The organism is Sphingopyxis sp. GW821-FHT10B01 (genome assembly GCF_059415685.1).
Genome location: NZ_JBWKNS010000001.1, coordinates 733575 through 756521, shown reverse-complemented (window position 1 = coordinate 756521; position 22947 = coordinate 733575). Strand labels below are relative to the sequence as shown.

Here is a 22947-nt window from a genome sequence, read left to right as displayed (position 1 = left end):
GCGACATGGACGAAGAAGAGGCGCTGGCGCGGTTGATCGCGCTGGCGGGGACGAACGCGCCCGATGCGGCACTGCTGCGCGCGGTGGTCGAGGAGGCGAGCGAGCTGGGGGCGCGGCGGGCGCTGGCGCGGCTGGGGCTCGCCGACGAGGCGGCGCGGGACGACATGGCCGATCTGCGCCAGCTGCTCGGCGCCTGGCGCGATGCCAAGACGAGCGCGTGGAAGGCGGCGGTCGACTGGGCGGTGCGCGCGATGCTGGCGCTGCTGGTCGTCGGGCTGGCGATGAAGCTGGGGCTGCCGGGGCTCTTGAAGTGAGGGCGGCGGTAGCCGTCGGGGCGCGCGCCAAGGACGTGCGGTTCGCGGGCTATGCATCGGTGTTCGGCCGCGTCGATCGCGGGGGCGATGTGGTGCGGCCGGGAGCTTTTGCGGCGAGTTTGCGCGAAGGGCGCGCGGTGCCTTTGCTGTGGCAGCACCGGCCGGGCGCGCCGATCGGTATCATCGAGACATTGGCGGAGGATAAGCGCGGGCTGCGCGTGGTGGCGCGGGTGACGCATCCGACGGCGGCGGCGCGGTGCCGGGTGACGGGCAGATCGATGAACGGTCATTGACCGTGCGGGTGGAGGAACGGAGATGACGACAAGTTTGTGGCCGGGCGATGCCCCGGTGAGCCTGGATGAGGCGCGCGGGTGGTTGCGGATGGGGGCCGCGATCGACGATGCGGTGGTGGCCGGGCTGGTGCGCGCCGCGGAAGAGACGTTGCCGATCGGTGCGGGCACCTTGCGGCTGAGTGTCCGCCCGGTCGTCGGGGTCGATGCCGTCGTGCTGTTGACCGACGGGAACGGCGAGGCGGTGCTGGCGGCAGATGATTATCGCGTGACGATCGCGCGCGACGGCACCGCGCGGCTGACGATCGATCATCCCGGCGATGCGCGGCGGATTCGCGTCGCCTATCGCGCCGGCATGGCCGACGACGTCAACCGAATCCCCGAAGCGATCCGGCAGGGGATCGTGCGCATGACGCAGCATTTATACGATGCGCGCGACGGGACGGAGGCGCCGCCGCCGGCCGCCGTCGCAGCGCTGTGGCAGCCGTGGCGGTTACTCGGTCTGGGCGGCAGGCGATGAGCGGCGCCGAACAGGCGGTTCGTGCCAAAGCACTCGCCCTGCTAGAGGGGGACGCCGAACTGGCGGGGATGGTGCACGGGATCTTTGACGGCACGCCGCCGCGCGTGAGCGCGCCCTATGTCGCGGTCGGTGCGGCAGAAGGCAGCGACTGGGGGACCAAGGACCGGGCGGGGCGCGAGATACGCCTGACGCTGGCGCTGGTCGGCGTGGGCAGCGGGATCGACGACAAGGCGGCCGCGCGCATCGAGGCCGTCGTGGCGGCGCTGCGCGGCGCAGCGGGCGCTTGGGCGGTCGTCGGGGCACGGACGATACGGACGCGCTTCACCTTCGCCCGCGAAGGCGGCTGGCGTCACGACATCATGGTGCGTTGCCGTTGTTTGGCGGCGTGAGATGAAAGCCCCTCCCCCCGAAGGGGAGGGGCTTGATGGGATTCACTCGCCGGGCAGCGAGTTGTTCGCTTTGTAATCCTTGAACTTGTCGGTGAAATTGGCGTGGTAATCCTCGATCTGCATGTCGGCGTCTTCGGACGCGACCTTTTCGGAATCGCCGCCCGAGCGGCCGAGCGCGATCACCGCCGCACGGAACGCGTCGCGTTCTTTCGAGCAGTTCGCCTTGAGCCCGAGTTCATATTCGGCCTCCTCCTTCTTGGCTTCGAGTGCCTTCTTCATGTCGTCGCGCAGGCATTTGGTGAATGCGGCGCGCGTCGTGTCGACCGCACCCGTCGGTGCGGGTGCCATGGCGGCCAAAAGCAATGTCGTAATCAGCATCCTGCGACTCCCCGTTAACGCATGATTTTTCTGTCGAGGAGAATAGACGATGGCAATCGAAAATGGGAGCGCTTTTCTGCTCAAGATCGGCGACGGCGAAGCGCCGCCGACGTACCGGACGGTCGCGGGCCTGCGGACGACCCAGCCGAAGGGCAATGCTGGATTGTCGGTGCGACGCCGACCGGCGGCTGGGTGGGCCAGGAAAATGCGATCGCGCTCTGGACCGCAGGAGGGTGGCGCTTTGCATCGGCGCGCGACGGTATGCAGGTAACCCGGCTCGCCGATGGCGCGCAGCTCCGCTTCGACGGGGCCGGATGGGCCGCGCCGGGCGTGGTCGGAACTCCGGCTGGCGGGTCGACAATCGATTCCGAAGCGCGTAGTGCAATCACAACGTTGATCCTGCACCTCGCCGCGCAGGGTCTTCTGATCTCAGGCTGAATTTCCGTTCGACAGCAACGGAAGTGCGACTTTTTGGCAACAGATTATCGATTTGTTCACTTGCACGGAACCAAAGCGGCGAGTAGGACGTCTGCCGAGACGTATATCTCAATTTGAAAGGGGAATTACTATGAGGAAGCTTGCCGTAGCTGTGGCGTTGGCCTCCACTGCCCTGGCGTCGCCTGCTCTGGCGCGCGACGACTCTTGGTATGTTGGCGTTGGCGCTGGCGCCATGCTGGTCGAAGATCTGGATCTCGATATTGGCACGTTCAAAAATGCCGGTACGCTCGATCACCGCGCTGGCTATGATTTCGAAGGCACCGTCGGCTATGACTTTGGCGGTTTCCGCGCTGAAGTCGAAGTCGGCTATCGTGAAGCCGACATCAAGTCGGGCCGTTTCACCGCTCCGGGCATCCCGCAGACGGTTAACGGTTCTGGTGCACTGCGCACGGGTTCGTTTGATCTGAACGGCGACACGAACGCGCTGAGCTTCATGGTCAATGGTATGCTCGACTTCGGTGACGACGACGGCCTTCAGGGCTTTGTCGGCGGTGGTGCCGGTGTCGCTCGCGTTTCGGTTGAACCCGTCTTTGCTGGCGCGTTCCTCGACGATTCGGACACGGGCTTTGCCTGGCAGGCAATCGCGGGCATCCGCGCTCCGCTGACCAAGAGCATCGATGTTGGCCTGAAGTATCGCTTCTTCAATGCCGACAACCTGAACCTGGTCGACCAGGTCGGTCGTGACGTTTCGACGCGCTTCCGTTCGCACTCGATCCTCGGCACCCTGACGTTCAACTTCGGTGGCGCTGCGCCGGAACCGGTTGTGGCACCGCCCCCGCCGCCCCCGCCGCCCCCGCCGCCGCCGCCCCCGCCCCCGCCGCCGCCGGTTGTGGAATGCGCGCCCGGACCGTACATCGTGTACTTCGACTGGGATCAGTCGAACATCACGCCGGAAGCGGCTTCGACGCTCGACAACGCGATCAGCGCCTACAACCGTGGTTGCACGGGTACGCAGGTCATGCTCGCCGGTCACGCTGACCGTTCGGGTTCGGCCAAGTACAACGTCGGTCTGTCGGAACGCCGCAACACCGCGGTTCGCAGCTATCTCACCGCTCGCGGTATCTCGGATGGCTCGATCAGCGCACAGGCATTCGGCGAAAGCCGTCCGGCCGTTGCAACCGCCGATGGCGTCCGCAACGACCAGAACCGTCGCGTGGAAATCACTTACGGTCCGAACTCGGGCATGTAAGACGGTTCCGCTCCCGACTGGGACGGAACGAAAAAGAGGGGCGGTACCGCAAGGTGCCGCCCTTTCTTTATGCGCGCCTAGCCCGGCCACGGCGGCCTGGCATTCTTCGAGATTCCGCTTGCCTGTCTCGTATTATGATATACCATCACAGGAGAGGGCGAGATGGTCTTGGGCCCTCCATGAGCGGGGGCGCCCGTCAAGGGCGGTGCGAACTCCCGCGATCGGGAGAGAGGCAATGCGCAGACGTCGTAGCATGTTTCATCGCAGCATTTTTCGCGCCGACCCCAATGGCGATCCCGACATCAACACGACACCGCTGATCGACGTGATGCTGGTGATGCTGGTGATGTTCATCATCACCATCCCGCCGCCGACGCACAGCGTCGACGTCATGTTGCCGACCGACGTGCCGGGAATATCGGTCGCGGACAACAATCGCATCACGATCGATACGGCGGACGTGATCCGCTGGAACAACGAGGCGGTCGACCTCGCTCAGCTGGGCGTGCTTGTGAAGCAGGCGGCCGAGCGTCCCGAGCCCGCCGCGATCCTGTTCGAACCCGATGCACGGGCGCGTTACCTGCGGGTCGACGAGGCGATCGGGGCGATCCGGCGCAACGGCGGGTCGAAACTGGCTTTTCCGGGCATCCGGAATTACGCGAGCCTGATCTGATCGCCGTGACTGGCGCCTGCCGCCCGGTCAGGCGGCGGGCGCGGTCCCGGGCCGGAGATGGCGCATCATATAGCCGACATAATCGGCCTTGCCGAGCGGGACGCCCATATGGCGGAGCACGGCATAGGCGGCGACGCGGTGGAAATAGAATTGGGGCTGGGCCCAGTCGCGAAGATATTCGAACGCGGTCATGTCGAAGATCATGCCGTTCGGCAGATCGAAGCTGATCGCGCGGTCGCCTTCGTTACCGAGCGCGGCGGGTTCGACGGTATCGAGAAAGGCGAGCGCCGTGGCGATCTGGTCCTGCATCGCCGCAAAATCGTTCGCCTCGTCCGAAAATTCGGGGGCCCCTTCGACGCCGAGGCGGGCCAGCGGCTGGACCGCCTGCACGCATGTAAAGCGGACCTGCGCGGCGAGCGGGAACATGTCGGGCGCCAGCCGGGCGACGGCGAACTGCAATTCACCAATGCCATTCTCCGTGCCCCACGCGAGCGCGCGGGCCAGCTCTCCCGACAAGGCTTTCAGGCCGTTTTCATAAGCCGGGACGGTCAGGTCATAGAGCAGCATCGTCAATCCTTGTTGCGCGAGGAGGGTCAGGCGGCGGCGAGATTATCCTGGAACTGGAGCCGCGCGAGGCGGGCATAGAGGCCGTCGGCCGCGACGAGCGCGTCATGCTTGCCCTCTTCGACAATGCGGCCGTCGTCCATCACGATGATGCGATCGGCGGCGCGCACGGTCGCCAACCGGTGCGCAATGACGATCGTCGTGCGGTCGTGCATCAACGTTTCGAGCGCATCCTGAACGAGCTTTTCGGATTCGGCGTCGAGCGCCGAGGTCGCTTCGTCGAGCAGCAACAACGGCGCCCGGCGGAGCAGCGCGCGCGCGATCGCGACACGCTGGCGCTGGCCGCCCGACAGGCGGGCGCCGCCTTCGCCCATGAAGGTGTCGAGGCCCTGCGGCAGTTTGCGCAGGAATTCCTCGGCGTTGGCGGCGCGTGCCGCCTCCCAGAGATCCTCGTCGGTGGCGGCCCAATTGCCATAGCGTAGATTGTCGCGTGCCGAGGCGGCGAAGATCACGGTTTCCTGTGGCACCATCGCAATGCGCGCGCGGATATCGGCGGGGTCGGCGTCGACCAGCGGCACGCCGTCGAGCAGGATCTGTCCGCCCTGCGGATCATAGAAACGCTCGGCAAGCTGGAACAAAGTCGATTTGCCGGCGCCCGAGGGCCCGACGATCGCGACCGTCTCGCGCGGGCGGATGGCAAGGCTGAAATCGTGCAGCGCGGGGGCGTCGGGGCGCGTCGGATAGTGGAACTCGACGTGCGCGAATTCGAGCGTTCCGACCGGCGGTTCGGGGAAGGGGCGCGGTTTCGCGGGCGGCGCGATGCTCGGTTCGGCGTTGAGAAGTTCGCTCAGCCGTTCGGCGGCGCCGGCGGCGCGAAGCAGGTCGCCATAGACTTCGGTGAGGGCGCCGAACGCGCCCGCGACGAGCCCGCCGGTGAGGACGAAGGCGGCGATCGTGCCGCCGGTGATCGTGCCCGCGGCAACCCCCGCCGCACCGTACCAGAGCAAGGTCGTGATCGCGCCGAAGAGCAGGCCGATGACGATCGCGGTCATCATCGCGCGCAGGCGGATGCGGCGCTTGGCGGTCGCGAAATTCGCCTCGACCGCGGTGGTGAAACGCCCCGCTTCGCGCTCTTCCTGCCCGAAAGCCTGGACGATCTTCATCGCGCCCAGTTGCTCCGCGGTCGTCGCGCCGATGTCGGCGACGCGGTCCTGGCTCGAGCGCGAGACATTCTGGAGTTTCCGGCCGAGCAGCACGATCGGCATGATGATCACCGGGATGCCGAGCAGGATGCCGCCGGTCAGCTTGGGCGAGAGCGAGAAAAGATAGGCGATGCCGCCGATTCCCATCACCGTGTTGCGCAGCGCGACCGAAACGGTGGTCCCGACGGTCTGTTCGATGATCGAGGTGTCCGAGGTCATGCGCGAGGCGATTTCCGACGGACGGTTTTCTTCGAAAAATCCGGGGGCGAGACCGAGCAGGTTGCGCTGGACCGCTTGCCGGATGTCGGCGACGGTGCGTTCGCCGAGCCAGCTGACGAAATAGAAGCGCAGCGCGGTCGCAACTGCGAGCAGCAGCACGATGACGTAGAAAAAGCGGAAATGCGGCGCGACGTCGCCGCCGCCGGCCACGAAGCCGCTGTCGATCATTTCCTTGAATTGATACGGAATCGCGAGCGTTGCGAGCGCGGCGACACCCAGCGCGATCGCGGCGATCAGCAGTTGCAGCGGATAACGGCTGGCATAATGCCAGATCATCCGCAGGCTGCCGAGCTTGCGGCGGGGTTCGGCGGGGGCTTTCGCGGCGGAAAGATCGGGTTGGCTGGCCATTGCTCCGCCCCTAGCAGCGGCGATGGCTGCGCTCAACGACGCAGAATGATGTGGGCCTTCATATGCTATGAAGCCGCGCTACACGACGGGGGCGAAAGGGAGCACGGCGACCCGCGCCGCGCTCCCGATTGTCAGCGATTGTCGAGCTGCGCGCGTACGGCGCGAAGTCCCGCCTGCGTGATGCGGTACGGTGCACCGCGGTGCGAACCGATGAAACCGCGCCGGCGCAGCCGGTTAAACAGCGACAGGCCGGTATCGGCGAGGACGAAACCGTCGCGGGTGAAGCACAGCGCTTCGACGATCTGGCCGTTTTCGCCGCGCCGATGACGGATCATGCCGCCCTGCGCCAGCACATGGAGCACGCGCTGCTCCGCTTTTGAAATGTTCATGGAATATATCCGGGATATCAAGCAACAAAGGCGCGCTGACCGATGGTCTGCACGCTTCCCACATCCCGATTACGCCGGGATGTTAGCGGTTGCCCGCAATCTCAGACATAAAACACTCCGTTGGCGCAAAGCGCGCCGCGGGTGCAGAATATGGACAAAATATGCGTCCCGCAATGATTTTGATGCATTGCACAATGAGACGGAACGCCTAGACTGCTAACCAATGAGCAGGCGCCAGAGAGCGCCGCCGGGGCCACGCTAAGGAACAATCGAATATGCTGTATCACGCCTTTGACATGCAGAAGAACTGGCTGGCGGGAGCGAGCGCGCTCGCGACCGCGGGCGCGCAGGTGATGCAGCATCCCGCGAATCCGCTCGGCTATTTCAGCGGCAGTCCGATGTTCGCCTCGGCGCTCGAAGTCTTCGCGCATGCGTCGGCGCCGCGCGGCAAGCCGGGGTTCGAGCTGTACGAGACCGAAGTCGACGGCGAGACGGTGCGCGTCACCGAGGTGGTCGAGGCGCGCAAGCCGTTCGGCCAGCTCAAGCATTTCAAGCATAAGGGCACGAAGGACGCGCCCAGGCTGTTGATCGTCGCGCCGATGTCGGGCCATTATGCGACGCTGCTGCGCGGTACGGTCGAGCGAATGCTGCCCGGCCATGACGTGTGGATCACCGACTGGCGCGATGCACGCAATGTGCCGCTGGAGGCGGGCAAGTTCGATCTCGACGACTATGTCGATTATCTGATCTCATGGCTCGAACATATCGGCCCCGGCGCGCATGTGCTGGCGGTGTGCCAGCCGTCGGTGCCGAGCCTCGCGGCCGCGGCGATCATGGCGGCGAACAAGCATAAGTGCCGGCCGAAGACGCTGACGATGATGGGTGGCCCGATCGACACGCGCAAGGCGCCGACCGCGGTGAACGAGCATGCGATGACGCGGCCGCACGCGTGGTTCCAGGAAAATGTCATCGCGACCGTTCCCGCTTATTATCCGGGCGCCGGGCGCCGCGTCTATCCAGGCTTTCTCCAGCTTGCCGGCTTCATGTCGATGAATCTGGGCAATCACATGATGAGCCATTGGGAGATGTTCAAACATCTGGTCGACGGCGACGGCGAAAGCGCAGACAAGACCAAGGAATTCTACGACGAATATCGCGCGGTGTGCGACATGACGTCCGAATTCTACCTGCAAACGGTCGATGTCGTGTTCCAGCGCCATCTGCTGCCGAAGGGCGAGATGACGCATCGCGGCCAGCCGGTCGATGTCGGCGTGATCGACGATATCGCGATCCTCGCGATCGAGGGCGAGCGCGACGATATTTCGGGGATCGGCCAGACCAAGGCAGCGCTGACGATCGCCAAGGCGCTGCCCGCCGATCAGAAGAAATATCTGATGGTGAAGGGTGTCGGCCATTATGGCATCTTCAACGGCCGCAAATGGCGCGACGAGATTGCGCCGGTGGTCGAGAAATGGATCCGCGCGCACGGCGGGTAAAGCTGGCGGCGGACCGCTGCGGGAGGACGAAGCCCATGACCCTTATGTTGCCGTCCCGGATCGGTGCCTTTGCGGCGCTTGCGCTGGCCACCGCGACCTCCGCGATCGCGGCCTTGCCGCCCTATCACCAGCGCGCGCGGGAAATCGCCGCCATCCTCGAGAGTGCCGAGGTGCAGGAGGTGCTGCGCGATTCGCCGATCGATTCGATTGCCTGGATCGGGGTCGACCGTTTCACGGTGAAGGGCGGGGCTTGCAGTGCCGAGGTGAAAATCGTCGACACGGGCAAACGCGGCGATCCGCCGGGGCCTCGCAAATTCAGGCTCGATGTGAAAAAGCCGGTCTGCAGATAAGCTGCTCCCGGTGCATACGGGTTGTGCGCTGATGGGCGTGAATGCCGGCTTTGGGGTGGGAAGCGGACATTGAGGTTTTCGGCATTGAGGGCTGTTAGGACGCCCGATGATATGGGGAAGCTTTCAATGCTATCGCCTAATGTCGAAACCTGTGGAGTGAGGGCGACGTGACACGAAGCAGGCATTTTTCTGCTGCTATGGCGTTCGCGACGGGCTTTTTAGGTCTGGCATTCACGATACTAGGGCTCATCTTCACCGCGACGGTGCCGATGCTCGGCTTTTCCCAGAAGGGAGGCTCGCCGTCGTCCGCGATGGAGATCGTAGTTGCATTGGTTATCGGCGTGGGCGGTATCTCGCTTGGATTGAGGCTTAGCCGTGACGGTCGAAACAATGCCGTTGGACATGGTTGTGTGGGTGCAATCGCAATTCCCTTAGCGATTTGGGTCTTTGCCCGTTTGCTTTGAAATCCGGATCTCTACGTCCGCAACTGGTCGATTCCGGTAATTGCCGTCAGATCGGTGGCGAACGTCTGATATGGGGTGGGAAGCCGACGTTCGCTCCCGCTCCTGTTCCCCGGCGAAGGCCGGGGCCCAGAGCGTTAGAAAGCAGACGTCCGCTGGTTGCGCTCTGGACCCCGGCCTTCGCCGGGGAACAGCAACTCTTGGTCCAATTCAGACCATCGTCATCCCGGGCTTGACCCGGGATCCACGACAGCGCTGACGTCATGGACCCCGGATCAAGTCCGGATTGACGATGGTCGATAGGTAGCGGCTGGACGCTTTCGGAAACGTCCCGCGTCCGTTCGCGTCGAGCGAAGTCGAGACACCCTTCGTCCTTGTGCCGTGCCGATGGGCATCTCGACTTCGCTCGATGCGAACGGACAAAGAGGTCGCCTTTCGGTCGAAAGCGGCCAAACCATTTGCGCATCCGCGGCCTAGTGCCAGGGCGACGTCCGCACCGCCCAGTAGACCAGATAAAGCAGCCCCGCCCACAGCAGCAGGATGATCGCCATGCCCGCGCGGCTCGAGGGGCGTTCGCTCGCGGTTTCGGCGGCGGCGTGGAGTTCGGCCCAGAGCGGCGCCGGGATCAGTTGCCGGACCGCCAGCAGGCCCAGCGGGACGATGATGAGATCGTCGAGCCAGCCGAGTACCGGAATGAAATCGGGGATCAGGTCGATCGGCGATAGCGCATAGGCCGCGACCGCGATTGCGAGAAAGCGCGCGAGGAGCGGCACGCGCGGATCGCGCGCCGCAAGCCATGCGGCATGTGCTTCCACCGCGAGGCGGTGGCCGAGGTCGCCGATATGTTCGGAAAGGGATTTGCCGGTCATCGCGATCTACACTAGCCTTCCTGCATGGCTATCCAACTGAAAAGCGCGCGCGTCGAACGCTGGCCGGTCGCGGGTGCGTTCGTGATCAGCCGCGGCGCCAAGACGCACGTCGATGTCGTCGTTGCCGAAATCGAGAGCGAGGGCGAGACCGGGCGCGGCGAGGGGACGCCAATCTATTATCTGGGCGAGGATGCTGCGGGATGCCGTAACCAGTTGCTGCACGTCGCGCCGCATATCGCCGATATGGATGCGGCCGAGGCGCGCGCGGCGGTGCAGGAACTGATGGCGCCCGGCGCAGCGCGCAACGCGATCGACTGCGCGCTGTGGGATCTCGAGGCGAAGCAGCGCGGGCTCAGGCTTTGGCAGCTTGCCGGCCTCGACGGCGCGCCGACCGCACGCGTCACCGCCTTCACCATCTCGCTCGGCACGCCGGGCGCGATGGCCGAGCAGGCGGCCACCGCGGCGGCCGACGGCTATCGGTTGCTCAAACTGAAACTGACCGGCGAGAGCGATCGCCTGCGCGTTGCCGCGGTGCGCAAGGGCGCGCCCGAAGCGCGGCTGATCGTCGATGCCAACGAGAGCTGGGGGGCGATCGACATTTTGAGCGAGGCCGAGGCGCTCGCCGACATGGGGGTCGAAATGATCGAGCAGCCGGTGCCGGTCGGGGCCGACGCGTTGCTCGATCCCGTTTATGCGCCCTTGCCCTTCATTGCCGACGAAAGCTGTCAGACCGCCGCCGATGTCGCGCGCATCGGGGCTTTCTATGACGGGGTGAACATCAAGCTCGACAAAGCCGGCGGGCTGACCGAGGCGCTGCGGATCGCCGATGCCGCCGATGCAGCGGGGCTGTCGATCATGGTCGGGTGCATGTTGTGCACCAGCCTAGCGATCAGGCCGGCCTTCGTGCTGGCGCAGCGCGCGCGTTGGGTCGATCTCGACGGACCTGCGCTGCTGGAGCGCGACCGCGAGGGCGGGTTCGAGTTTCGCGAGGGGCGGATCGGGCCGCCGGTAGGCTACCGAGATCATGGATAGCCGTGTGTCCCCGCGAAGGCGGGGACCCATCTCCGGTGGGTTCAACTTGCACTGGCGGGAGATGGGCTCCCGCCTTCGCGGGAGCGCATAGACCTATAAATCGAAGACAAGATCGCTCTCCGGACGTCGCGCGGGGTGACGATCTTTACAGCGCCACTTCGGCGTGCTTGCCGAACGGCTATTCCTTCATCGTCCGGTCGCTCGCGATCGGAAACGTGCCTTTGCGGCTGGGACGCGGTTCAGCGCGGGCGTGCCTCCGTATAGCTGACGACTTCATATTCGATTCCGTCGGGATCGAAAAAATAGAAGCGGCGGCCGGGTTCGTAATCGCCATGGTTGAACGGGGTCAGACCCACGGCCTTCACGCGCATCTCGATCGTGTCGAGATCGTCGACCTGCACCCCGACATGGTTGAGCGGTGCGCCCTTCGGATATTGCGCCTGCGCATGCGGGCCGCCGGGACCGGCGTAGAGCGCGATATAGGCGGCGTCGCTGCCGAGGTGGATCGTTCGTCCGCCGTCGCGCGCGGGGCCGCGCCAGCGTTCGTGCCAGCCGAAGATTGCCGAGAGGATTCCGGCGGTGCGGTCGGGATCGCTGACGGTCAGATTCACATGTTCGATGAAGGGGTGCGTCACCTTATATTCTCCTGATTCGCGTTGACGCACGGCTTATGAAAGCTCAAGTGAGGTTTAGATCAAGGATAAAATCAGGAGCATCGACTATGCATCGGACCGACCTGATCGCCATCGGCGAACTCGCGGCGCGCACCGGGGTCGCGGTGTCGGCGATCCGCTTTTACGAGGCGAAGGGGCTGGTCGAAGCGCTGCGCACGGGCGGCGGCCAGCGGCGTTTCCTGCGCGCCGACATCCGCCGCGTCTCGTTCATTCTGATCGCGCAGCAGCTGGGGCTGAGCCTTGAAGAGATCGCCACCGAGCTGACAGGGCTCCCGGCGGGGCGAACGCCCAATGGCGCCGACTGGACGCGGATCAGCACCGGGCTTCGCAAGCGGATCGATGCGCAGATCGCGGCGCTCGAACGGACGCGCGAACTGCTGGGCAATTGTATCGGCTGCGGGTGCCTGTCGCTCAAGAAATGTGGGCTCTACAACCGCGAGGACAAGGCGGCGCAGCGCGGCGCGGGGCCGCGCTATGTGCTGGGCGACCGGTCGGGGGAGATTGCCGAGGTCGGGTGATGGGCGGCGGTTTTGGGGTAGCGAACTGCCGTTGCTTCACCCCCGTTCCCCGGCGAAGGCCGGGGCCAGGGCGGTAGAGAGCAAATCTTTGCCAATTGCGCTCTGGACCCCGGCCTTCGCCGGGGAACAGTTCCTTCCGGTCGAAACCGGCCATATTCGCTTTTGCGGCAATGACCCGCCCCGTGATCAGACTGCCGCGAGCGTCTCAATCTCGGGTGCGCCCGCAAGACAGGGGCCGAGCCTGGCACCGATGCTGCGGAAATGGTCCGAGACGCGGTGCGCGTCGAGCGCGGCCTGGTCGTCATAGCATTCGAGCACCTTGTAGACGCCCGTCTCGCCCGTCTGGAACAGGCGGTAATAGCTGTTGCCAGCCTCGTTCGCGTTCACCGCGGCGGCGAGTTCGGCGAAGACGCCTTCGAATTCGGCTTCCTTGCCGGGCTGGACGCGCAGCGTTGCGATCACACCGATTGCACTCATGTATCTCTCCTTTTCGTTCAGGCTTTGAGGTCGGGGTCGACGGTCCAGCCGTCCTCGACCTGGATACCGAAGCTGTTCAAGATCATCGAAACCTGCGTGTACTGGCCGACGGTCATCACGAGATCCATGCGGCCCTTGTCGCCGAGCGGTGCAAGCGCGACCCAGCTGGCGTCGGTGACAAAATGGTTCGTGGTGAGATCGTCGGTCGCGCGGAGCATGGCGCGGTCGAGGTCGCTCCAGCCGTCCGCGTCGGGGCCGGCCTTGATGCGCGCGATCTCGTCTTCCGAGAGCCCGCAGTCGAGCCCGATGCGCTTGTGCTGCGTCCATTCATAGCCCGAGCGGCAGTTGTAGCCGGTGCGCAGGATGACGAGTTCGCGGTCGCGGGGGTGCGCTTCGAGAGGATATAATTGCCCCAGCCGAGGAAGGCGGTGAGCGCCTTGGGCGCGTGGGCGAGGGTGCGGAAGATGTTGAGGATCTTGCCGCCCCCGACCCGGCCGCCATCGGAAGCCAGGAAGGGTTCCAGCGCGGCGCGCTGGTCGGCATCGAGCCGGTCGAGGTCGACCGGCTCGATACGCGGAGCGTTCAAGCGCAAATCAGAAGACCTCGAACAGCCCTGCTGCGCCCTGACCGCCACCGATGCACATGGTGACGACGGCATATTTCACGCCGCGGCGCTTGCCTTCGATCAGCGCGTGGCCGACGCAGCGCGCGCCGGTCATGCCGAAGGGGTGGCCGATCGAGATCGAGCCGCCGTTGACGTTGAGCAGCTCGTTCGGGATGCCGAGCGTGTCGCGGCAGTAGAGGACCTGCACGGCAAAGGCTTCGTTGAGTTCCCAAAGGCCGATATCGCTCATCTTGAGGTCGAAGCGTTCGAGCAGCTTGGGGATCGCGAAGACGGGGCCGATGCCCATTTCGTCGGGCTCGGTGCCCGCGACCGCCATGCCGACATAGCGGCCGAGCGGCTGAAGGCCCTTCTTTTCGGCGACCTTGGCTTCCATCAGCACCGCGGCCGACGCGCCGTCGGCGAGCTGGCTGGCGTTGCCCGCGGTGATCGTGTGGCCTTCGCCCATCACCGGCTTCAGGCTGAGGAGGCCTTCGAGCGTCGTGTCGGGACGGTTGCACTCGTCCTTGTTCGCGACGACGTCCTGGAAGCTGACTTCCTTGGTTTCCTTGTTCACGACCGCCATGGTCGCGTTGCAGGCGACGATCTCGTCGTCATATTTGCCCGCGGCCTGCGCGGCGGCGGTGCGCTGCTGCGACTGGAACGAATATTCGTCCTGCGCTTCGCGGCTGATGTTGTAGCGCTTCGCGACGACCTCGGCGGTGCCGATCATCGGCATATAGGTGTCCTTGTGCATCGCGATCAGCTCGGCGTCGGTCTCGATGAACACCTTGCCGCTGCCGCTGACCTTCGAGATGCTCTCGATGCCGCCGGCGACGGCAATATCCTGGCGGTCGACGATGATCTGCTTCGCGGCGGTCGCGATCGTCATCAGGCCCGACGAGCACTGGCGGTCGATCGACATGCCGGGGACGGTGACGGGCAAGCCTGCGCGGAGGGCAATGAGGCGCGCGACGTTCATCGTCTGCGATCCCTGCTGCATCGCGGCGCCGAAGACGACATCGTCGATCTCGCCGCCTTCGACCCCGGCACGCTCGACCGCGGCGCGGACCGCATGGGCGCCGAGCGTCGGGGCGAGGGTGTTGTTGAACGAGCCGCGTCCCGCCTTGGTCAGCGGGGTGCGGGCGGTGGAAACGATGACGGCGTCACGCATGATGATATTCCTCTTCGGTGAGTTTGGCAGAATCTTTGCCGGGGAGGGGTGAGCTCAAACGAAAAACTGGCTGATCCATTCGGCGATCAGGGCGGGCTTTTCCTCGCCTTCGATCTCGACGGTGACTTCGTTGGTCTGCTGCCACTGGCCGGGGCGTTTTTCGTCGAGTTCGAGCAGCTTCACATGGCTGCGCACGCGCTTGCCCGAGCGGACGGGCGACAGGAAGCGGACTTTGTTGCAGCCGTAATTGACGCCCATCTTGACGCCGCCGACCTTGGGACCGTCGGTGCTCGCACCGAGCAAAGGCAGCAGCGACAGGGTGAGAAAGCCGTGCGCGATCGTGCCGCCGAACGGCGTCAGCTTGGCCTTTTCCTCGTCGACATGGATGAACTGGTGGTCGCCCGTCGCTTCGGCGAACTTGTTGATCATTTCCTGATCGACAAGCACCCAATCCGACGTGCCCAGATGCTCACCGACCTTGGTTTGCAGTTCCTGCGGCGTGATGGTGGCCATAAATCATCCCCTCGATAGCTGGTTCGGGGCGCGTTCTAGGCCTCTCTTGACGCGTTGCACAAGAGCCAAGCCCCGCAGCCGCGCCGCCGTAGCGTCAGCCGGGCTTCGCTGCCTTTGCCGCCGCTGCCCTGGGCTTTGGAGACTCGGAATAGGGCATGATCATCGTCCCGTCGGGTGCCGCAGTAAAGGTTGTCTGCGTCGGATAGGCAAACTCGTATCCGGCTTTCGCCATCGCCTCGAACAGGCGGATGCCGATATCGGTGCGCGCGGCGGCGACGACGTCGAATTCGTCGCTGAAAACGTCGAAGAGCAGCTCGAAATCGAGGCTCGACGGACCGAAGGTCAGAAAGCTCGAGCGGATGAATTCCTGGCCACCGGCGACAACCTGCGCCTCGAGCAGGGCAGGGAGGTCGCGGAGCATCTCGGGCGTGGTCTGATAGATGACGCCGATCTTGAAGGTGATCCGGCGGCGGTGGAGATGCGCGAAATTGGTGATCTCCTTGCTCAGCAAATTGGTGTTCGAGATTACCAGAAGCTCGCCATTGAGCGAGCGCAGGCGTGTGCTTTTCAACCCGATGCGTTCGACGGTCGCGGTGCTCGTGTCATATTTGATCGTCTCGCCGACCCGGAAGGGCCGGTCGAAGATGATCGACAGCGACGCGAACAGGTCGGAGAAAATGCCCTGCGCGGCAAGGCCGATCGCAATGCCCCCGATGCCGAGACCGGCGATCAGGCCGGTGACATTGACCCCCATATTGTCGAGGATGACGATTGCCGCGATCGCGAACAGGGCAATACTGATCAGCAGCCGGATGATCCCCATCGCGTTGCTCAACGTTTCGTTATTTCCTTCGGCGGCGCGGCGCTGGATCAGCCCGAGTATGATTTCGCGCGCCCAGATGGCGACCTGCAACACGACCGCGACGGTGAAGACGAACTGGATCAGCTGCATGATGATCGCGGGCGGCTGCGCGTAGCTCGCGACCATGCGGATCGCGATGATCGCGAGGACGAACGACTTGGTCTTGTGGATCACGCGGCCGGCGATGTGGGTCAGCGTCAGCTCGCCCGCGGCCGATTGCGCATGCTTGAGTGCGAAGCTGCGGGCTATCGACAGCAGAAAATAGATGAGGAGGCCGGCGGCGATCGCGATGCCGATCTGCAGCCAGTGGCTGTTCACCCACGCGACGCTCATATCCCAATAGCGTTGCAGATCGTCGAGCGGGTTGGTCGCGGCCGCTCTTGCGGGTGCGGCTTTCGGGGCGGCGGCGGTCGCGGTGGCAAGGATGGAGAAAGTCATGCGGGTCCTTCGGGGGTCCTCTCGAATCGGATCAGGCGGATTGAAGCAGCACCGCGGCCGCGGGTGCCTGCTCCAGATAGGTCAAAAATCCACGTTCGTAACGCGAAAGATAGCGCGTCGCGCGCGGCAGGTTGCCAACCGCTCCGGCAAAGTCCTCGCGTGCCTGCGCTGCGCCGAGCATCGCCGGGTGGACATAGGCCTTGCGCGCGATCGCGGGCGTGTTGCCAAGGCGGTCCGCCACATGCTCGAGCATCGCCTTCAGCGCCCGCGGTTCGGGGGCGTCGTACAGAAAAGCGAAGGCCTCGACGCTCGCCGTCCAGGTGCGGAAATGCTTGGCGCTGAAATCGCCGCCCATCGCCTCGCGGATATAGGCGTTCACGTCCTCCGAGCCGACCGCGCACAGCCCGTCATCGTCTTCGTACTGGAACAGATTCTGCCCGGGCAGATCCTGCAATCGCCGGACCAGCGTCGTGAGGCTGCGATCGCTGACCGTCACCTCGCGCTTGGCACCGCCCTTCGCACGGTAGCGGAGGTGCAGTGTCTTGCCCGACAATTTTGCGTGGCGCTGACGGAGCGTTGTCGCGCCGAAGCTTTTGTTCGCGGCGACATATTGCTCGTTCCCGATCCGCAGCGCGGCGAGATCGAGTAGCCGCACGACCGCGGCGACGACGCGTTCCGGACACAATGTCCGGCGGTTCAGATCGTCCACCAACCGCGCGCGGAGCAGGGGGAGCGCGTGGCCGAATGCGGCGCAGCGGTCATATTTGTCGGCCTCGCGCGCCAGCCGGAATTCGGGATGATAGCGATATTGCTTGCGTCCCCGCGTGTCGAAACCGGTCGCAAGAATATGACCATTTGCTGCGGGGCAGTACCACGCATCCTCATAGGCCGGGGGCAGCGCGATGGCGTCGAGACGGGCGATTTCCGCGCGTTCGCGGATGATCTTTCCCTTCGCGTCGCGATAACGCCAGCCGGTCGCGATACGCTCGCGGCTGATGCCGGGCAGGCTGTCGTCGACATGGACAAGGCGAGTGGCGGACATGGAGCAATAGCGCTCCGGATGACCGGTTGGTTCCGGCCGACGGTTCCACGTCAGCCGGCGTCCGCCACCGGGTGCCGCGCGGGAACCTGCGCCGGTCGCGCCATCAGCGGGCGCCATCCGGCTTCCTGCTCGCGGCGGCGACAATAGGTCGTCAGGCCCATTTCGAGTGCCAGCATCATGTAGATGAAAGGCTGGAACGCGATGCCGACGAACAGCGATCCGACCATATAGGTAATATGGCCATGCTGGAGCGCCGTTGCCAGCGGTGCGATCCATTGCTCCTCGCCGCGCCGCGTCTTGAGGTAGCGGCGCCGGAGTTGTTCCATCCGCCCCAGGCTGACGACGTGGATCAGCAGCCACAGCGCGAGACCCGGATAGCCTTGTTCGCCGAGCATCTCGAAATAGCTGGAATGATAGGCGCGGGAGCGTTCCTCATACACCGTCGCTGCGGCATTTTGCGGCGCCTTCGGGTCATAGGCGCTTGCGGCGCGTTCGACGCGGACATGGTTCTGGATATAGGCTTCGAAGCCGCCGCCGAATGGATTTTCCTTCGCATAGTCCCACGTCCATGCCCACACGGCGACGCGGGTCGAGGCGGACTGGTCAGCCTTGTGGTCGCGGATCGTTTCCATGCGCTGCGTGAAGCTTTGCGGCAGGAAGGGAATCGCCGCGACGGCGAGCAGCGCCGCACCTGCGATATAGAGGAAGCGGTTCTTGACCGCGCGCAGCGAGAGGATCGCGAGGATGACGAGGCAGACGAGCCCTGTACGTGCCTGCGTGCCGACCGGGAGCAGGGCGCAAGCAAAGACGAGCGCGAAGCAGAAGAGCGAGACGCGCCAGTCGGGCGGAAAGATCGTGCCGTGGTTCCGGTACCAGAGAATGAGCGGAATGATCGCGATGCCGGCCATCGACATGATCGATCCTTCGTAGAGGCCGTAATTCTCGTTGAGCAGCAACTGCAGCTGGCCATAGCCGCCGCCGCCGCCCGCTGTCTTGATGCCGCCGGCGATCGCGATCGCCGCCGCCGATAACAGCATGACCAGGATCAGCGATTCGATACGCAGCTTCGTTCGTAGCGTGAGCGGCAGGAAGATCGCCCAGACCAGCGCCTTCCACACCCAGCTCCACTTATCGGCGGCCTCGACCGGGAAGTCGGCGTTGATCGTCGTCATCCAGCAATAGAAGAGCAGTGCCATCAGCAGGATTTGCCGTCCTGACCATCGGGTGTCCTTCTTGTCGTCGGCCGTCAGCCAGCCGACGATCGCCAGCCCGAAGACGATCAGCGAGATCGGGATCGAGTTGATGAGGAAATAGCTCAAACGCTGCGGCGCGACGACGTCGATGTAGCAAAAGCACAGTATGAACAGGAACGGCTTGCGAAAGCCGACCCCGATGAACGCGAACAGAAAGGCGACGAACGCGATGTCACGCATCGGGGCGTGAATCCTCTTTGGCGCGTTCGGCGTCGCGGTGTTGTTGCCACAGCAGGCGCGGGCTGACCTCGCGGTCGAGATCGTCGCGATGGAGCAGGCGCCACAATGCAATCGCCAACAGGACGTGCGTGAGGCCAATGGAAAAATTGTCGACCATATCCGCTCCCGTTATGCGATCGGGGTTGACGCCGCGTTAAGGCTTGTCTGTCAGTGCTCTGGCCCATGACCCGAATTCTACACGTCCTCGATCATAGCCTGCCGGCGCACAGCGGCTACACCTTTCGCACCCGCGCGCTGATGAAGGCGCAGGTCGCGAAGGGGTGGGAGGTCGCGGGCGTCACCGGGGTACGGCATCCCGAACCCGGACCCGATGGCGAGACCGTCGACGGGCTGACCTTCTATCGCACCCTGCCGATCGCGCCTGCGCGCGCGCCGATCCGCGAGTGGCGCGAAATCGGCGCGCTGGCAAAGCGCGTCGAGGCGCTGGTCAAGGCGTGGAAGCCCGATCTGCTGCATGCGCATTCGCCTGTGCTCGACGGGCTCGCGGCGCTGCGCGTCGGCAAGAAGCTCGGCATTCCGGTCATTTATGAAATTCGCGCCTTTTGGGAGGATGCGTCGGTCGGCAACGGCACCGGGCGCGAAGGCAGTTTGCGTTACTGGCTGACCAGGCAACTCGAAACCCATGCGGTGAAATCGGCCGACGCGGTCGCGGTGATCTGCGAAGGCCTGCGCGGCGACCTGATCGCGCGCGGGATCGACGCGGACAAAATTACCGTGTCGCCGAATGGCGTTGATCTCGACCTGTTCGGTGATCCGACCCCGCGCGACGATGCGCTTGCCGACACTTTGGGCCTCGCTGCCGATGACGCGGTGATCGGCTATATCGGCAGCTTTTACGACTATGAGGGGATCGACGATCTGATCGCTGCCATGCCCGCGCTCGTCGCGGCGCAGCCGAAGGCGCGGCTGCTCCTTGTCGGCGGCGGGCCGATGGAGGCAGCATTGAAAGTGCAGGCTGCGGCGTCGCCCGCCGCGGCGCATATTCATTTTGTCGGCCGCGTGCCGCACCAGGAGGTCGAGCGCTATTATTCGCTGATCGATATCCTCGCCTATCCGCGCAAGAAGATGCGCCTGACCGATCTGGTCACGCCGCTGAAACCGCTCGAGGCGATGGCGCAGGGCAAGCTGGTCGCCGCGTCCGACGTGGGCGGGCATCGCGAGCTGATCGAGGACGGCGTAACGGGCACCTTGTTTGCGCCCGATGATCCATCGGCGATTGCCAATGCGCTGGCGGTGCTGCTCGAAAATCGGGGGATGTGGCCGGAACGGAGGCGGACGGCGCGTATTTTTGTCGAAAGTCATCGTAACTGGTCATCAAACATTTTACGTTACGAGCCGGTTTACCAGCGATTGTTGCGTGGCGCCTGACGGCGGCCGCTCGATGTGACGACAGGATGGCCCAAGCGGCCGATGGATTTGGGACGATATGGAAGAGACCAGCGAGAACCGGGCCAAGGTCATAGCGACCGCGCTGTTGCGCGCGCTCCAGCCCGCGATTCCGGCGGTGATCGGCGCCGCGGCGCTGACCTTCCTGTTCGCCGCCGTGATGCCCCTTTCGTGGGTTGCGGGGATCAGCTGGAATCTTTACCTCGACCGCCTGTCGGACTTTTTCGTACCGCCGATCGGCAATGCCGGCAGGCTGGCGCTCGCGCTCGGAATGTCGGCCGTCGCTGCTGCGATCGCGGGGCTTGTCGCGCTGCTGATTGCAAAGCCCGAAGCGGCGGGGCTGTCTTCGCTGCGTAATCCGTTTCGCCGCGCTGCGGTCGAGATGGACGGTGACGACGAACCGGTTCTGACGCGCCGCCGCGTCGACCTGCATCCCGACGATCCCCCGCGCCCGCCGATCCGCGCGGGCCGCGACTTGCCTGCGGGCGGGCTGGGCGCGCTCGGCGCGCGCATGATCGACGATGCGGACGAACTGGTGCTGGCCGATCTGGCGCCCGAAGAGAGTTTCGACGGCAACGAGCCCTGGCTGCAACCCGCCGAGATGACCATTCCGGCGATGCCCGACCCCGCCGACAAGTCGCTTGGTGCAATGGTAGCCCGGCTCGAGGCCGGCCTTGCCCGCCGCCGGCAGGAGCCGGGCGCGCAGGCCGCGACAGCGGCGATCCCGGTGCCCGAAGGCACTGCTCCCGATACCGGGCCCGAGGTCGATCTCGCGCTTGAAGCCGCCCTCAGCACGCTGCACCGGATGACGCGCCAATCGGCCGGTTAATCCTCGACGGTCAATATTTCGATCCGCAGCGCGCCGGGCTCGGCACCGCGCTCGACCACGACATCGGCAACGATATGCCCGGGCAAACTCCATTCGACCATGCTGAGCCCGTCCTGCAGCGCATCGCGTATTGCCGCGCCATCGCCGGCCGCGAGCGTGCAGGGAAAGATATGACGCGCGCCGACGAAACTGGCGCTTGCCCACGGGCGAAAGACGGAAGCGCCCGGTGCCAGCCCGCGCGGCAATTCGCGCAGCAGCAGGTGGCGGAGCCGACGGTGCGGGCAACCGGGGCGAGCGGGTAGCACGGGCGACCAGCGCATCATGCCCGTGCACCCGCCTCGAGATGGCGCACGGCGCGGGTTCGCCGGTCACCCAGCGGCGCGATCCGGCCGGCATGCCGGTCGGCACGCCATTTGTTCATGAAATGTTCCACACGACATATCACGCGAAGCCCGGGTTCGCGCCCCCCGCGCAAATCGCTGACGAGGCGCGGGTCGCGCACCGCCGCGCGGCCGAACACGCTGGGCGGCATCGCCGATTCCTTCAGAAAGGCCTCGATCCGTTGCAGCAGGCTGCGCTCCATAATTCCTCCCTGATCGCGCTGAAACCGGGCGACTCACCCGATAGGATATTTCCTATTTGATGTTCATTTTCCTACTTGTCTAGGAAAAATCCGCTTGGTAAAGACGAAATAGGAAGGACCAGCCCCCAGCGACCTATGCCCGATTTTGTTCAGGATCCGCGTGCCGCGCTCGACCGTCTCTTGACCGACAAGGGCATCGATTACGCGCGCCTGTCGCAGGTGATCGGGCGGAACCCCGCCTATATCCAGCAATATATCAAACGCGGTTCGCCGCGGCGGTTGGCCGAACAGGACCGCGCGCGGATCGCCGCCTATCTGGGGGTGCCCGAGGCGATGCTGGGCGGGCCGGTGCAGCGCGTCGCGACGCCGGCGCGGGGGCGCGGGCCGGGCATGATCCTTGTGCCGAAACTGGCGATCGGGGCCTCGGCGGGCGCAGGGGCCAGCGTCGATGGCGAGGCGATCGAAGGCGAAGTCGCGTTCGACCCCAAATGGCTGCGCGACCTTGGCGCCGATCCGCGCGCGCTCAGCATCATTCGCGTCGAGGGCGATTCGATGGCGCCGACCCTCGACGACGGCGACGATATATTGGTCGACGGCGGCGATGCCGCGGCGCGGCTGCGCGACGGCATCTATGTGCTACGCATGGACGATGTTCTGATGGTGAAGCGCGTCGCGCGGGCGCCGGGGCAGGGACGGATTTCGGTGATCAGCGATAATCCGCATTATCGCAGCTGGGATGACTTGCCGATGGGGGCGGTGCAACTGATCGGCCGCGTCGTGTGGACGGGCCGCCGGGTGCGGTGAACCGCTTATCGCGGCTGCGCCATCACCGCTTCGATCTCATGCTCGAGCACCTCGGCGCGCTGGCATTGCTCGGCATTGCCATCGCGGCATTTTTCGGCCGCCTTGTCGCGCTGGCGCGACAGCTTGCCCATCTGTTCCTCGCGCTTGCGGATTTCGCGGCCGCGGTTCCGATCGGACTCGTCCTGACTGGTCGTCGACCAGTCGGCGACCTGGCCGACCGCTTTCACCGGTGCGGTCACGACCGTCTTGACCGCACTGATGCAGCCGGCGAGCAGGGGTGCTGCCAGCACTGCCAAGATTATAACGCGCATA

The 22947-nt window shown here is 65.0% G+C and carries 31 protein-coding genes and 1 pseudogene; 15 read left to right on the top strand and 17 right to left on the bottom strand.

Features of this window, described 5'->3' with window-relative positions; genetic code table 11:
• The first annotated feature begins 5 nt into the window (after window positions 1–5).
• The 4 genes and pseudogenes from AC07NV_RS03385 (at window position 6) to gp17 (ending at window position 1513) form a co-directional block, all read left to right on the top strand.
• Window positions 6–314 (top strand): DUF6127 family protein, encoded by a 309-nt coding sequence (locus tag AC07NV_RS03385; protein ID WP_495164925.1) that lies wholly within the window; start codon window positions 6–8, stop codon window positions 312–314.
• Window positions 311–571: pseudogene (locus tag AC07NV_RS03380) on the top strand (HK97 family phage prohead protease); the annotation flags it as partial. The gene AC07NV_RS03385 and the pseudogene AC07NV_RS03380, both read left to right, overlap by 4 nt.
• 58 nt (window positions 572–629) lie before the next feature.
• Window positions 630–1124 (top strand): head-tail connector protein, encoded by a 495-nt coding sequence (locus AC07NV_RS03375; protein WP_495164924.1) that lies wholly within the window; start codon window positions 630–632, stop codon window positions 1122–1124.
• Window positions 1121–1513 carry a tail completion protein gp17 gene (gene gp17, locus AC07NV_RS03370; RefSeq protein WP_495164923.1) on the top strand — a complete coding sequence of 131 codons (393 nt, stop codon included), beginning with the start codon at window positions 1121–1123 and terminating at the stop codon, window positions 1511–1513. Before AC07NV_RS03375 ends, gp17 begins: the two co-directional genes overlap by 4 nt.
• A 42-nt stretch (window positions 1514–1555) precedes the next feature.
• On the opposite strand, the gene AC07NV_RS03365 is transcribed toward gp17, so the two are convergent.
• The gene (locus tag AC07NV_RS03365) at window positions 1556–1891 is read right to left on the bottom strand and encodes a hypothetical protein (RefSeq protein WP_495164922.1); all 336 of its coding nucleotides are present in this window, start codon (window positions 1889–1891) and stop codon (window positions 1556–1558) included.
• A gap of 21 nt (window positions 1892–1912) precedes the next feature.
• Here AC07NV_RS03365 and AC07NV_RS03360 point away from each other — a divergent pair, with 21 nt between their 5' ends.
• The 3 genes from AC07NV_RS03360 to AC07NV_RS03350 all read left to right on the top strand — a co-directional run bounded on the left by AC07NV_RS03360 (window position 1913) and on the right by AC07NV_RS03350 (window position 4251).
• The gene (locus tag AC07NV_RS03360) at window positions 1913–2329 is read left to right on the top strand and encodes a DUF2793 domain-containing protein (protein ID WP_495164921.1); all 417 of its coding nucleotides are present in this window, start codon (window positions 1913–1915) and stop codon (window positions 2327–2329) included.
• Between the two features lie 130 nt (window positions 2330–2459).
• Window positions 2460–3578, top strand: coding sequence for an OmpA family protein (locus tag AC07NV_RS03355; RefSeq protein WP_495164920.1), 1119 nt, complete (start codon window positions 2460–2462; stop codon window positions 3576–3578).
• A 235-nt stretch (window positions 3579–3813) separates the two neighbouring features.
• The gene (locus tag AC07NV_RS03350; RefSeq protein WP_495164919.1) at window positions 3814–4251 is read left to right on the top strand and encodes an ExbD/TolR family protein; all 438 of its coding nucleotides are present in this window, start codon (window positions 3814–3816) and stop codon (window positions 4249–4251) included.
• 27 nt (window positions 4252–4278) lie between these two features.
• On the opposite strand, the gene AC07NV_RS03345 is transcribed toward AC07NV_RS03350, so the two are convergent.
• From AC07NV_RS03345 to AC07NV_RS03335, 3 genes are all read right to left on the bottom strand, one after another.
• Window positions 4279–4818, bottom strand: a complete 540-nt coding sequence (locus AC07NV_RS03345; RefSeq protein ID WP_495164918.1) for a DUF1993 domain-containing protein — start codon at window positions 4816–4818, stop codon at window positions 4279–4281.
• A gap of 26 nt (window positions 4819–4844) precedes the next feature.
• Entirely contained in the window at window positions 4845–6644 is a 1800-nt protein-coding gene (locus AC07NV_RS03340) for an ABC transporter transmembrane domain-containing protein (RefSeq protein ID WP_495164917.1), read from the bottom strand.
• A 131-nt stretch (window positions 6645–6775) separates the two neighbouring features.
• Window positions 6776–7033, bottom strand: coding sequence for a YjhX family toxin (locus AC07NV_RS03335; protein ID WP_495164916.1), 258 nt, complete (start codon window positions 7031–7033; stop codon window positions 6776–6778).
• A 275-nt stretch (window positions 7034–7308) separates the two neighbouring features.
• Here AC07NV_RS03335 and AC07NV_RS03330 point away from each other — a divergent pair, with 275 nt between their 5' ends.
• From AC07NV_RS03330 to AC07NV_RS03320, 3 genes are all read left to right on the top strand, one after another.
• Window positions 7309–8529, top strand: coding sequence for a polyhydroxyalkanoate depolymerase (locus AC07NV_RS03330; RefSeq protein ID WP_495164915.1), 1221 nt, complete (start codon window positions 7309–7311; stop codon window positions 8527–8529).
• 35 nt (window positions 8530–8564) lie between these two features.
• Window positions 8565–8879, top strand: coding sequence for a hypothetical protein (locus AC07NV_RS03325; RefSeq protein WP_495164914.1), 315 nt, complete (start codon window positions 8565–8567; stop codon window positions 8877–8879).
• A 197-nt stretch (window positions 8880–9076) separates the two neighbouring features.
• Window positions 9077–9343 (top strand): hypothetical protein, encoded by a 267-nt coding sequence (locus AC07NV_RS03320; protein ID WP_495164913.1) that lies wholly within the window; start codon window positions 9077–9079, stop codon window positions 9341–9343.
• Between the two features lie 470 nt (window positions 9344–9813).
• Here the strand turns inward: AC07NV_RS03320 and AC07NV_RS03315 are convergent, their stop codons facing one another.
• On the bottom strand, window positions 9814–10209 hold the full coding sequence (locus AC07NV_RS03315; protein WP_495164912.1) for a YkvA family protein: 396 nt from the start codon (window positions 10207–10209) through the stop codon (window positions 9814–9816).
• A gap of 24 nt (window positions 10210–10233) precedes the next feature.
• On the opposite strand from AC07NV_RS03315, the gene AC07NV_RS03310 reads away from it, so the two are divergent.
• Complete coding sequence (locus AC07NV_RS03310; protein WP_495164911.1) at window positions 10234–11241, top strand: dipeptide epimerase; 1008 nt, start codon at window positions 10234–10236, stop codon at window positions 11239–11241.
• 239 nt (window positions 11242–11480) lie between these two features.
• Here the strand turns inward: AC07NV_RS03310 and AC07NV_RS03305 are convergent, their stop codons facing one another.
• On the bottom strand, window positions 11481–11876 hold the full coding sequence (locus AC07NV_RS03305) for a VOC family protein (protein WP_495164910.1): 396 nt from the start codon (window positions 11874–11876) through the stop codon (window positions 11481–11483).
• Window positions 11877–11962: 86 nt separating this feature from the next.
• On the opposite strand from AC07NV_RS03305, the gene soxR reads away from it, so the two are divergent.
• On the top strand, window positions 11963–12433 hold the full coding sequence (gene soxR / locus AC07NV_RS03300; RefSeq protein ID WP_495164909.1) for a redox-sensitive transcriptional activator SoxR: 471 nt from the start codon (window positions 11963–11965) through the stop codon (window positions 12431–12433).
• Window positions 12434–12619: 186 nt separating this feature from the next.
• Here soxR and AC07NV_RS03295 read toward each other — a convergent pair whose 3' ends face one another.
• The 8 genes from AC07NV_RS03295 to AC07NV_RS03260 form a co-directional block, all read right to left on the bottom strand.
• Complete coding sequence (locus tag AC07NV_RS03295; protein WP_495164908.1) at window positions 12620–12910, bottom strand: putative quinol monooxygenase; 291 nt, start codon at window positions 12908–12910, stop codon at window positions 12620–12622.
• A gap of 17 nt (window positions 12911–12927) precedes the next feature.
• Window positions 12928–13128: a hypothetical protein gene (locus AC07NV_RS03290; protein WP_495164907.1), complete on the bottom strand. Its 201-nt coding sequence runs from the start codon at window positions 13126–13128 to the stop codon at window positions 12928–12930.
• A gap of 375 nt (window positions 13129–13503) precedes the next feature.
• The gene (locus AC07NV_RS03285; RefSeq protein ID WP_495164906.1) at window positions 13504–14685 is read right to left on the bottom strand and encodes an acetyl-CoA C-acyltransferase; all 1182 of its coding nucleotides are present in this window, start codon (window positions 14683–14685) and stop codon (window positions 13504–13506) included.
• Between the two features lie 54 nt (window positions 14686–14739).
• Window positions 14740–15198 carry a MaoC family dehydratase gene (locus AC07NV_RS03280; RefSeq protein ID WP_495164905.1) on the bottom strand — a complete coding sequence of 153 codons (459 nt, stop codon included), beginning with the start codon at window positions 15196–15198 and terminating at the stop codon, window positions 14740–14742.
• A 94-nt stretch (window positions 15199–15292) separates the two neighbouring features.
• The gene (locus tag AC07NV_RS03275) at window positions 15293–16498 is read right to left on the bottom strand and encodes a mechanosensitive ion channel family protein (RefSeq protein ID WP_495164904.1); all 1206 of its coding nucleotides are present in this window, start codon (window positions 16496–16498) and stop codon (window positions 15293–15295) included.
• A gap of 31 nt (window positions 16499–16529) precedes the next feature.
• A complete protein-coding gene (locus tag AC07NV_RS03270; RefSeq protein ID WP_495164903.1) occupies window positions 16530–17540 on the bottom strand; it encodes a DNA topoisomerase IB in 1011 nt (336 codons plus the stop codon).
• 50 nt (window positions 17541–17590) lie between these two features.
• The gene (locus tag AC07NV_RS03265) at window positions 17591–18973 is read right to left on the bottom strand and encodes a putative O-glycosylation ligase, exosortase A system-associated (protein ID WP_495164902.1); all 1383 of its coding nucleotides are present in this window, start codon (window positions 18971–18973) and stop codon (window positions 17591–17593) included.
• Complete coding sequence (locus tag AC07NV_RS03260) at window positions 18966–19130, bottom strand: hypothetical protein (RefSeq protein WP_495164901.1); 165 nt, start codon at window positions 19128–19130, stop codon at window positions 18966–18968. Before AC07NV_RS03260 ends, AC07NV_RS03265 begins: the two co-directional genes overlap by 8 nt.
• A gap of 65 nt (window positions 19131–19195) precedes the next feature.
• Here AC07NV_RS03260 and AC07NV_RS03255 point away from each other — a divergent pair, with 65 nt between their 5' ends.
• Entirely contained in the window at window positions 19196–20401 is a 1206-nt protein-coding gene (locus tag AC07NV_RS03255) for a TIGR04063 family PEP-CTERM/XrtA system glycosyltransferase (protein WP_495164900.1), read from the top strand.
• A 58-nt stretch (window positions 20402–20459) separates the two neighbouring features.
• The gene (locus tag AC07NV_RS03250; protein ID WP_495164899.1) at window positions 20460–21248 is read left to right on the top strand and encodes a hypothetical protein; all 789 of its coding nucleotides are present in this window, start codon (window positions 20460–20462) and stop codon (window positions 21246–21248) included.
• Here the strand turns inward: AC07NV_RS03250 and AC07NV_RS03245 are convergent.
• The gene (locus tag AC07NV_RS03245) at window positions 21245–21571 is read right to left on the bottom strand and encodes a hypothetical protein (RefSeq protein ID WP_495164898.1); all 327 of its coding nucleotides are present in this window, start codon (window positions 21569–21571) and stop codon (window positions 21245–21247) included. The two genes, AC07NV_RS03250 and AC07NV_RS03245, sit on opposite strands and share 4 nt — an antisense overlap.
• Window positions 21568–21831, bottom strand: a complete 264-nt coding sequence (locus tag AC07NV_RS03240) for a hypothetical protein (protein WP_495164897.1) — start codon at window positions 21829–21831, stop codon at window positions 21568–21570. The genes AC07NV_RS03245 and AC07NV_RS03240 overlap by 4 nt, the downstream gene beginning before the upstream one ends.
• Before the next feature lie 135 nt (window positions 21832–21966).
• Between AC07NV_RS03240 and AC07NV_RS03235 the strand changes: the two genes are divergently transcribed.
• Window positions 21967–22635 carry a S24 family peptidase gene (locus AC07NV_RS03235; protein ID WP_495164896.1) on the top strand — a complete coding sequence of 223 codons (669 nt, stop codon included), beginning with the start codon at window positions 21967–21969 and terminating at the stop codon, window positions 22633–22635.
• A 5-nt stretch (window positions 22636–22640) separates the two neighbouring features.
• On the opposite strand, the gene AC07NV_RS03230 is transcribed toward AC07NV_RS03235, so the two are convergent.
• Complete coding sequence (locus tag AC07NV_RS03230; protein WP_495164895.1) at window positions 22641–22946, bottom strand: hypothetical protein; 306 nt, start codon at window positions 22944–22946, stop codon at window positions 22641–22643.
• Window position 22947: the final 1 nt, after the last annotated feature.

Excerpts from the sequence above, each read along its gene's own strand:
- soxR (WP_495164909.1), top strand. The coding sequence starts at position 11,963 with ATGCATCGGACCGACCTGATCGCCATCGGCGAACTCGCGGCGCGCACC.
- AC07NV_RS03330 (WP_495164915.1), top strand. The coding sequence starts at position 7,309 with ATGCTGTATCACGCCTTTGACATGCAGAAGAACTGGCTGGCGGGAGCG.
- AC07NV_RS03280 (WP_495164905.1), bottom strand. The coding sequence starts at position 15,198 with ATGGCCACCATCACGCCGCAGGAACTGCAAACCAAGGTCGGTGAGCAT.
- AC07NV_RS03295 (WP_495164908.1), bottom strand. The coding sequence starts at position 12,910 with ATGAGTGCAATCGGTGTGATCGCAACGCTGCGCGTCCAGCCCGGCAAG.
- AC07NV_RS03385 (WP_495164925.1), top strand. The coding sequence starts at position 6 with ATGGACGAAGAAGAGGCGCTGGCGCGGTTGATCGCGCTGGCGGGGACG.
- AC07NV_RS03365 (WP_495164922.1), bottom strand. The coding sequence starts at position 1,891 with ATGCTGATTACGACATTGCTTTTGGCCGCCATGGCACCCGCACCGACG.
- AC07NV_RS03325 (WP_495164914.1), top strand. The coding sequence starts at position 8,565 with ATGACCCTTATGTTGCCGTCCCGGATCGGTGCCTTTGCGGCGCTTGCG.
- AC07NV_RS03355 (WP_495164920.1), top strand. The coding sequence starts at position 2,460 with ATGAGGAAGCTTGCCGTAGCTGTGGCGTTGGCCTCCACTGCCCTGGCG.
- AC07NV_RS03335 (WP_495164916.1), bottom strand. The coding sequence starts at position 7,033 with ATGAACATTTCAAAAGCGGAGCAGCGCGTGCTCCATGTGCTGGCGCAG.
- AC07NV_RS03350 (WP_495164919.1), top strand. The coding sequence starts at position 3,814 with ATGCGCAGACGTCGTAGCATGTTTCATCGCAGCATTTTTCGCGCCGAC.
- AC07NV_RS03245 (WP_495164898.1), bottom strand. The coding sequence starts at position 21,571 with ATGATGCGCTGGTCGCCCGTGCTACCCGCTCGCCCCGGTTGCCCGCAC.
- gp17 (WP_495164923.1), top strand. The coding sequence starts at position 1,121 with ATGAGCGGCGCCGAACAGGCGGTTCGTGCCAAAGCACTCGCCCTGCTA.
- AC07NV_RS03265 (WP_495164902.1), bottom strand. The coding sequence starts at position 18,973 with ATGCGTGACATCGCGTTCGTCGCCTTTCTGTTCGCGTTCATCGGGGTC.
- AC07NV_RS03315 (WP_495164912.1), bottom strand. The coding sequence starts at position 10,209 with ATGACCGGCAAATCCCTTTCCGAACATATCGGCGACCTCGGCCACCGC.
- AC07NV_RS03275 (WP_495164904.1), bottom strand. The coding sequence starts at position 16,498 with ATGACTTTCTCCATCCTTGCCACCGCGACCGCCGCCGCCCCGAAAGCC.
- AC07NV_RS03320 (WP_495164913.1), top strand. The coding sequence starts at position 9,077 with ATGGCGTTCGCGACGGGCTTTTTAGGTCTGGCATTCACGATACTAGGG.
- AC07NV_RS03290 (WP_495164907.1), bottom strand. The coding sequence starts at position 13,128 with ATGCTCCGCGCGACCGACGATCTCACCACGAACCATTTTGTCACCGAC.
- AC07NV_RS03345 (WP_495164918.1), bottom strand. The coding sequence starts at position 4,818 with ATGCTGCTCTATGACCTGACCGTCCCGGCTTATGAAAACGGCCTGAAA.
- AC07NV_RS03230 (WP_495164895.1), bottom strand. The coding sequence starts at position 22,946 with ATGCGCGTTATAATCTTGGCAGTGCTGGCAGCACCCCTGCTCGCCGGC.
- AC07NV_RS03310 (WP_495164911.1), top strand. The coding sequence starts at position 10,234 with ATGGCTATCCAACTGAAAAGCGCGCGCGTCGAACGCTGGCCGGTCGCG.
- AC07NV_RS03375 (WP_495164924.1), top strand. The coding sequence starts at position 630 with ATGACGACAAGTTTGTGGCCGGGCGATGCCCCGGTGAGCCTGGATGAG.
- AC07NV_RS03360 (WP_495164921.1), top strand. The coding sequence starts at position 1,913 with ATGATTTTTCTGTCGAGGAGAATAGACGATGGCAATCGAAAATGGGAG.
- AC07NV_RS03250 (WP_495164899.1), top strand. The coding sequence starts at position 20,460 with ATGGAAGAGACCAGCGAGAACCGGGCCAAGGTCATAGCGACCGCGCTG.
- AC07NV_RS03340 (WP_495164917.1), bottom strand. The coding sequence starts at position 6,644 with ATGGCCAGCCAACCCGATCTTTCCGCCGCGAAAGCCCCCGCCGAACCC.
- AC07NV_RS03255 (WP_495164900.1), top strand. The coding sequence starts at position 19,196 with ATGACCCGAATTCTACACGTCCTCGATCATAGCCTGCCGGCGCACAGC.
- AC07NV_RS03235 (WP_495164896.1), top strand. The coding sequence starts at position 21,967 with ATGCCCGATTTTGTTCAGGATCCGCGTGCCGCGCTCGACCGTCTCTTG.
- AC07NV_RS03260 (WP_495164901.1), bottom strand. The coding sequence starts at position 19,130 with ATGGTCGACAATTTTTCCATTGGCCTCACGCACGTCCTGTTGGCGATT.
- AC07NV_RS03240 (WP_495164897.1), bottom strand. The coding sequence starts at position 21,831 with ATGGAGCGCAGCCTGCTGCAACGGATCGAGGCCTTTCTGAAGGAATCG.
- AC07NV_RS03285 (WP_495164906.1), bottom strand. The coding sequence starts at position 14,685 with ATGCGTGACGCCGTCATCGTTTCCACCGCCCGCACCCCGCTGACCAAG.
- AC07NV_RS03270 (WP_495164903.1), bottom strand. The coding sequence starts at position 17,540 with ATGTCCGCCACTCGCCTTGTCCATGTCGACGACAGCCTGCCCGGCATC.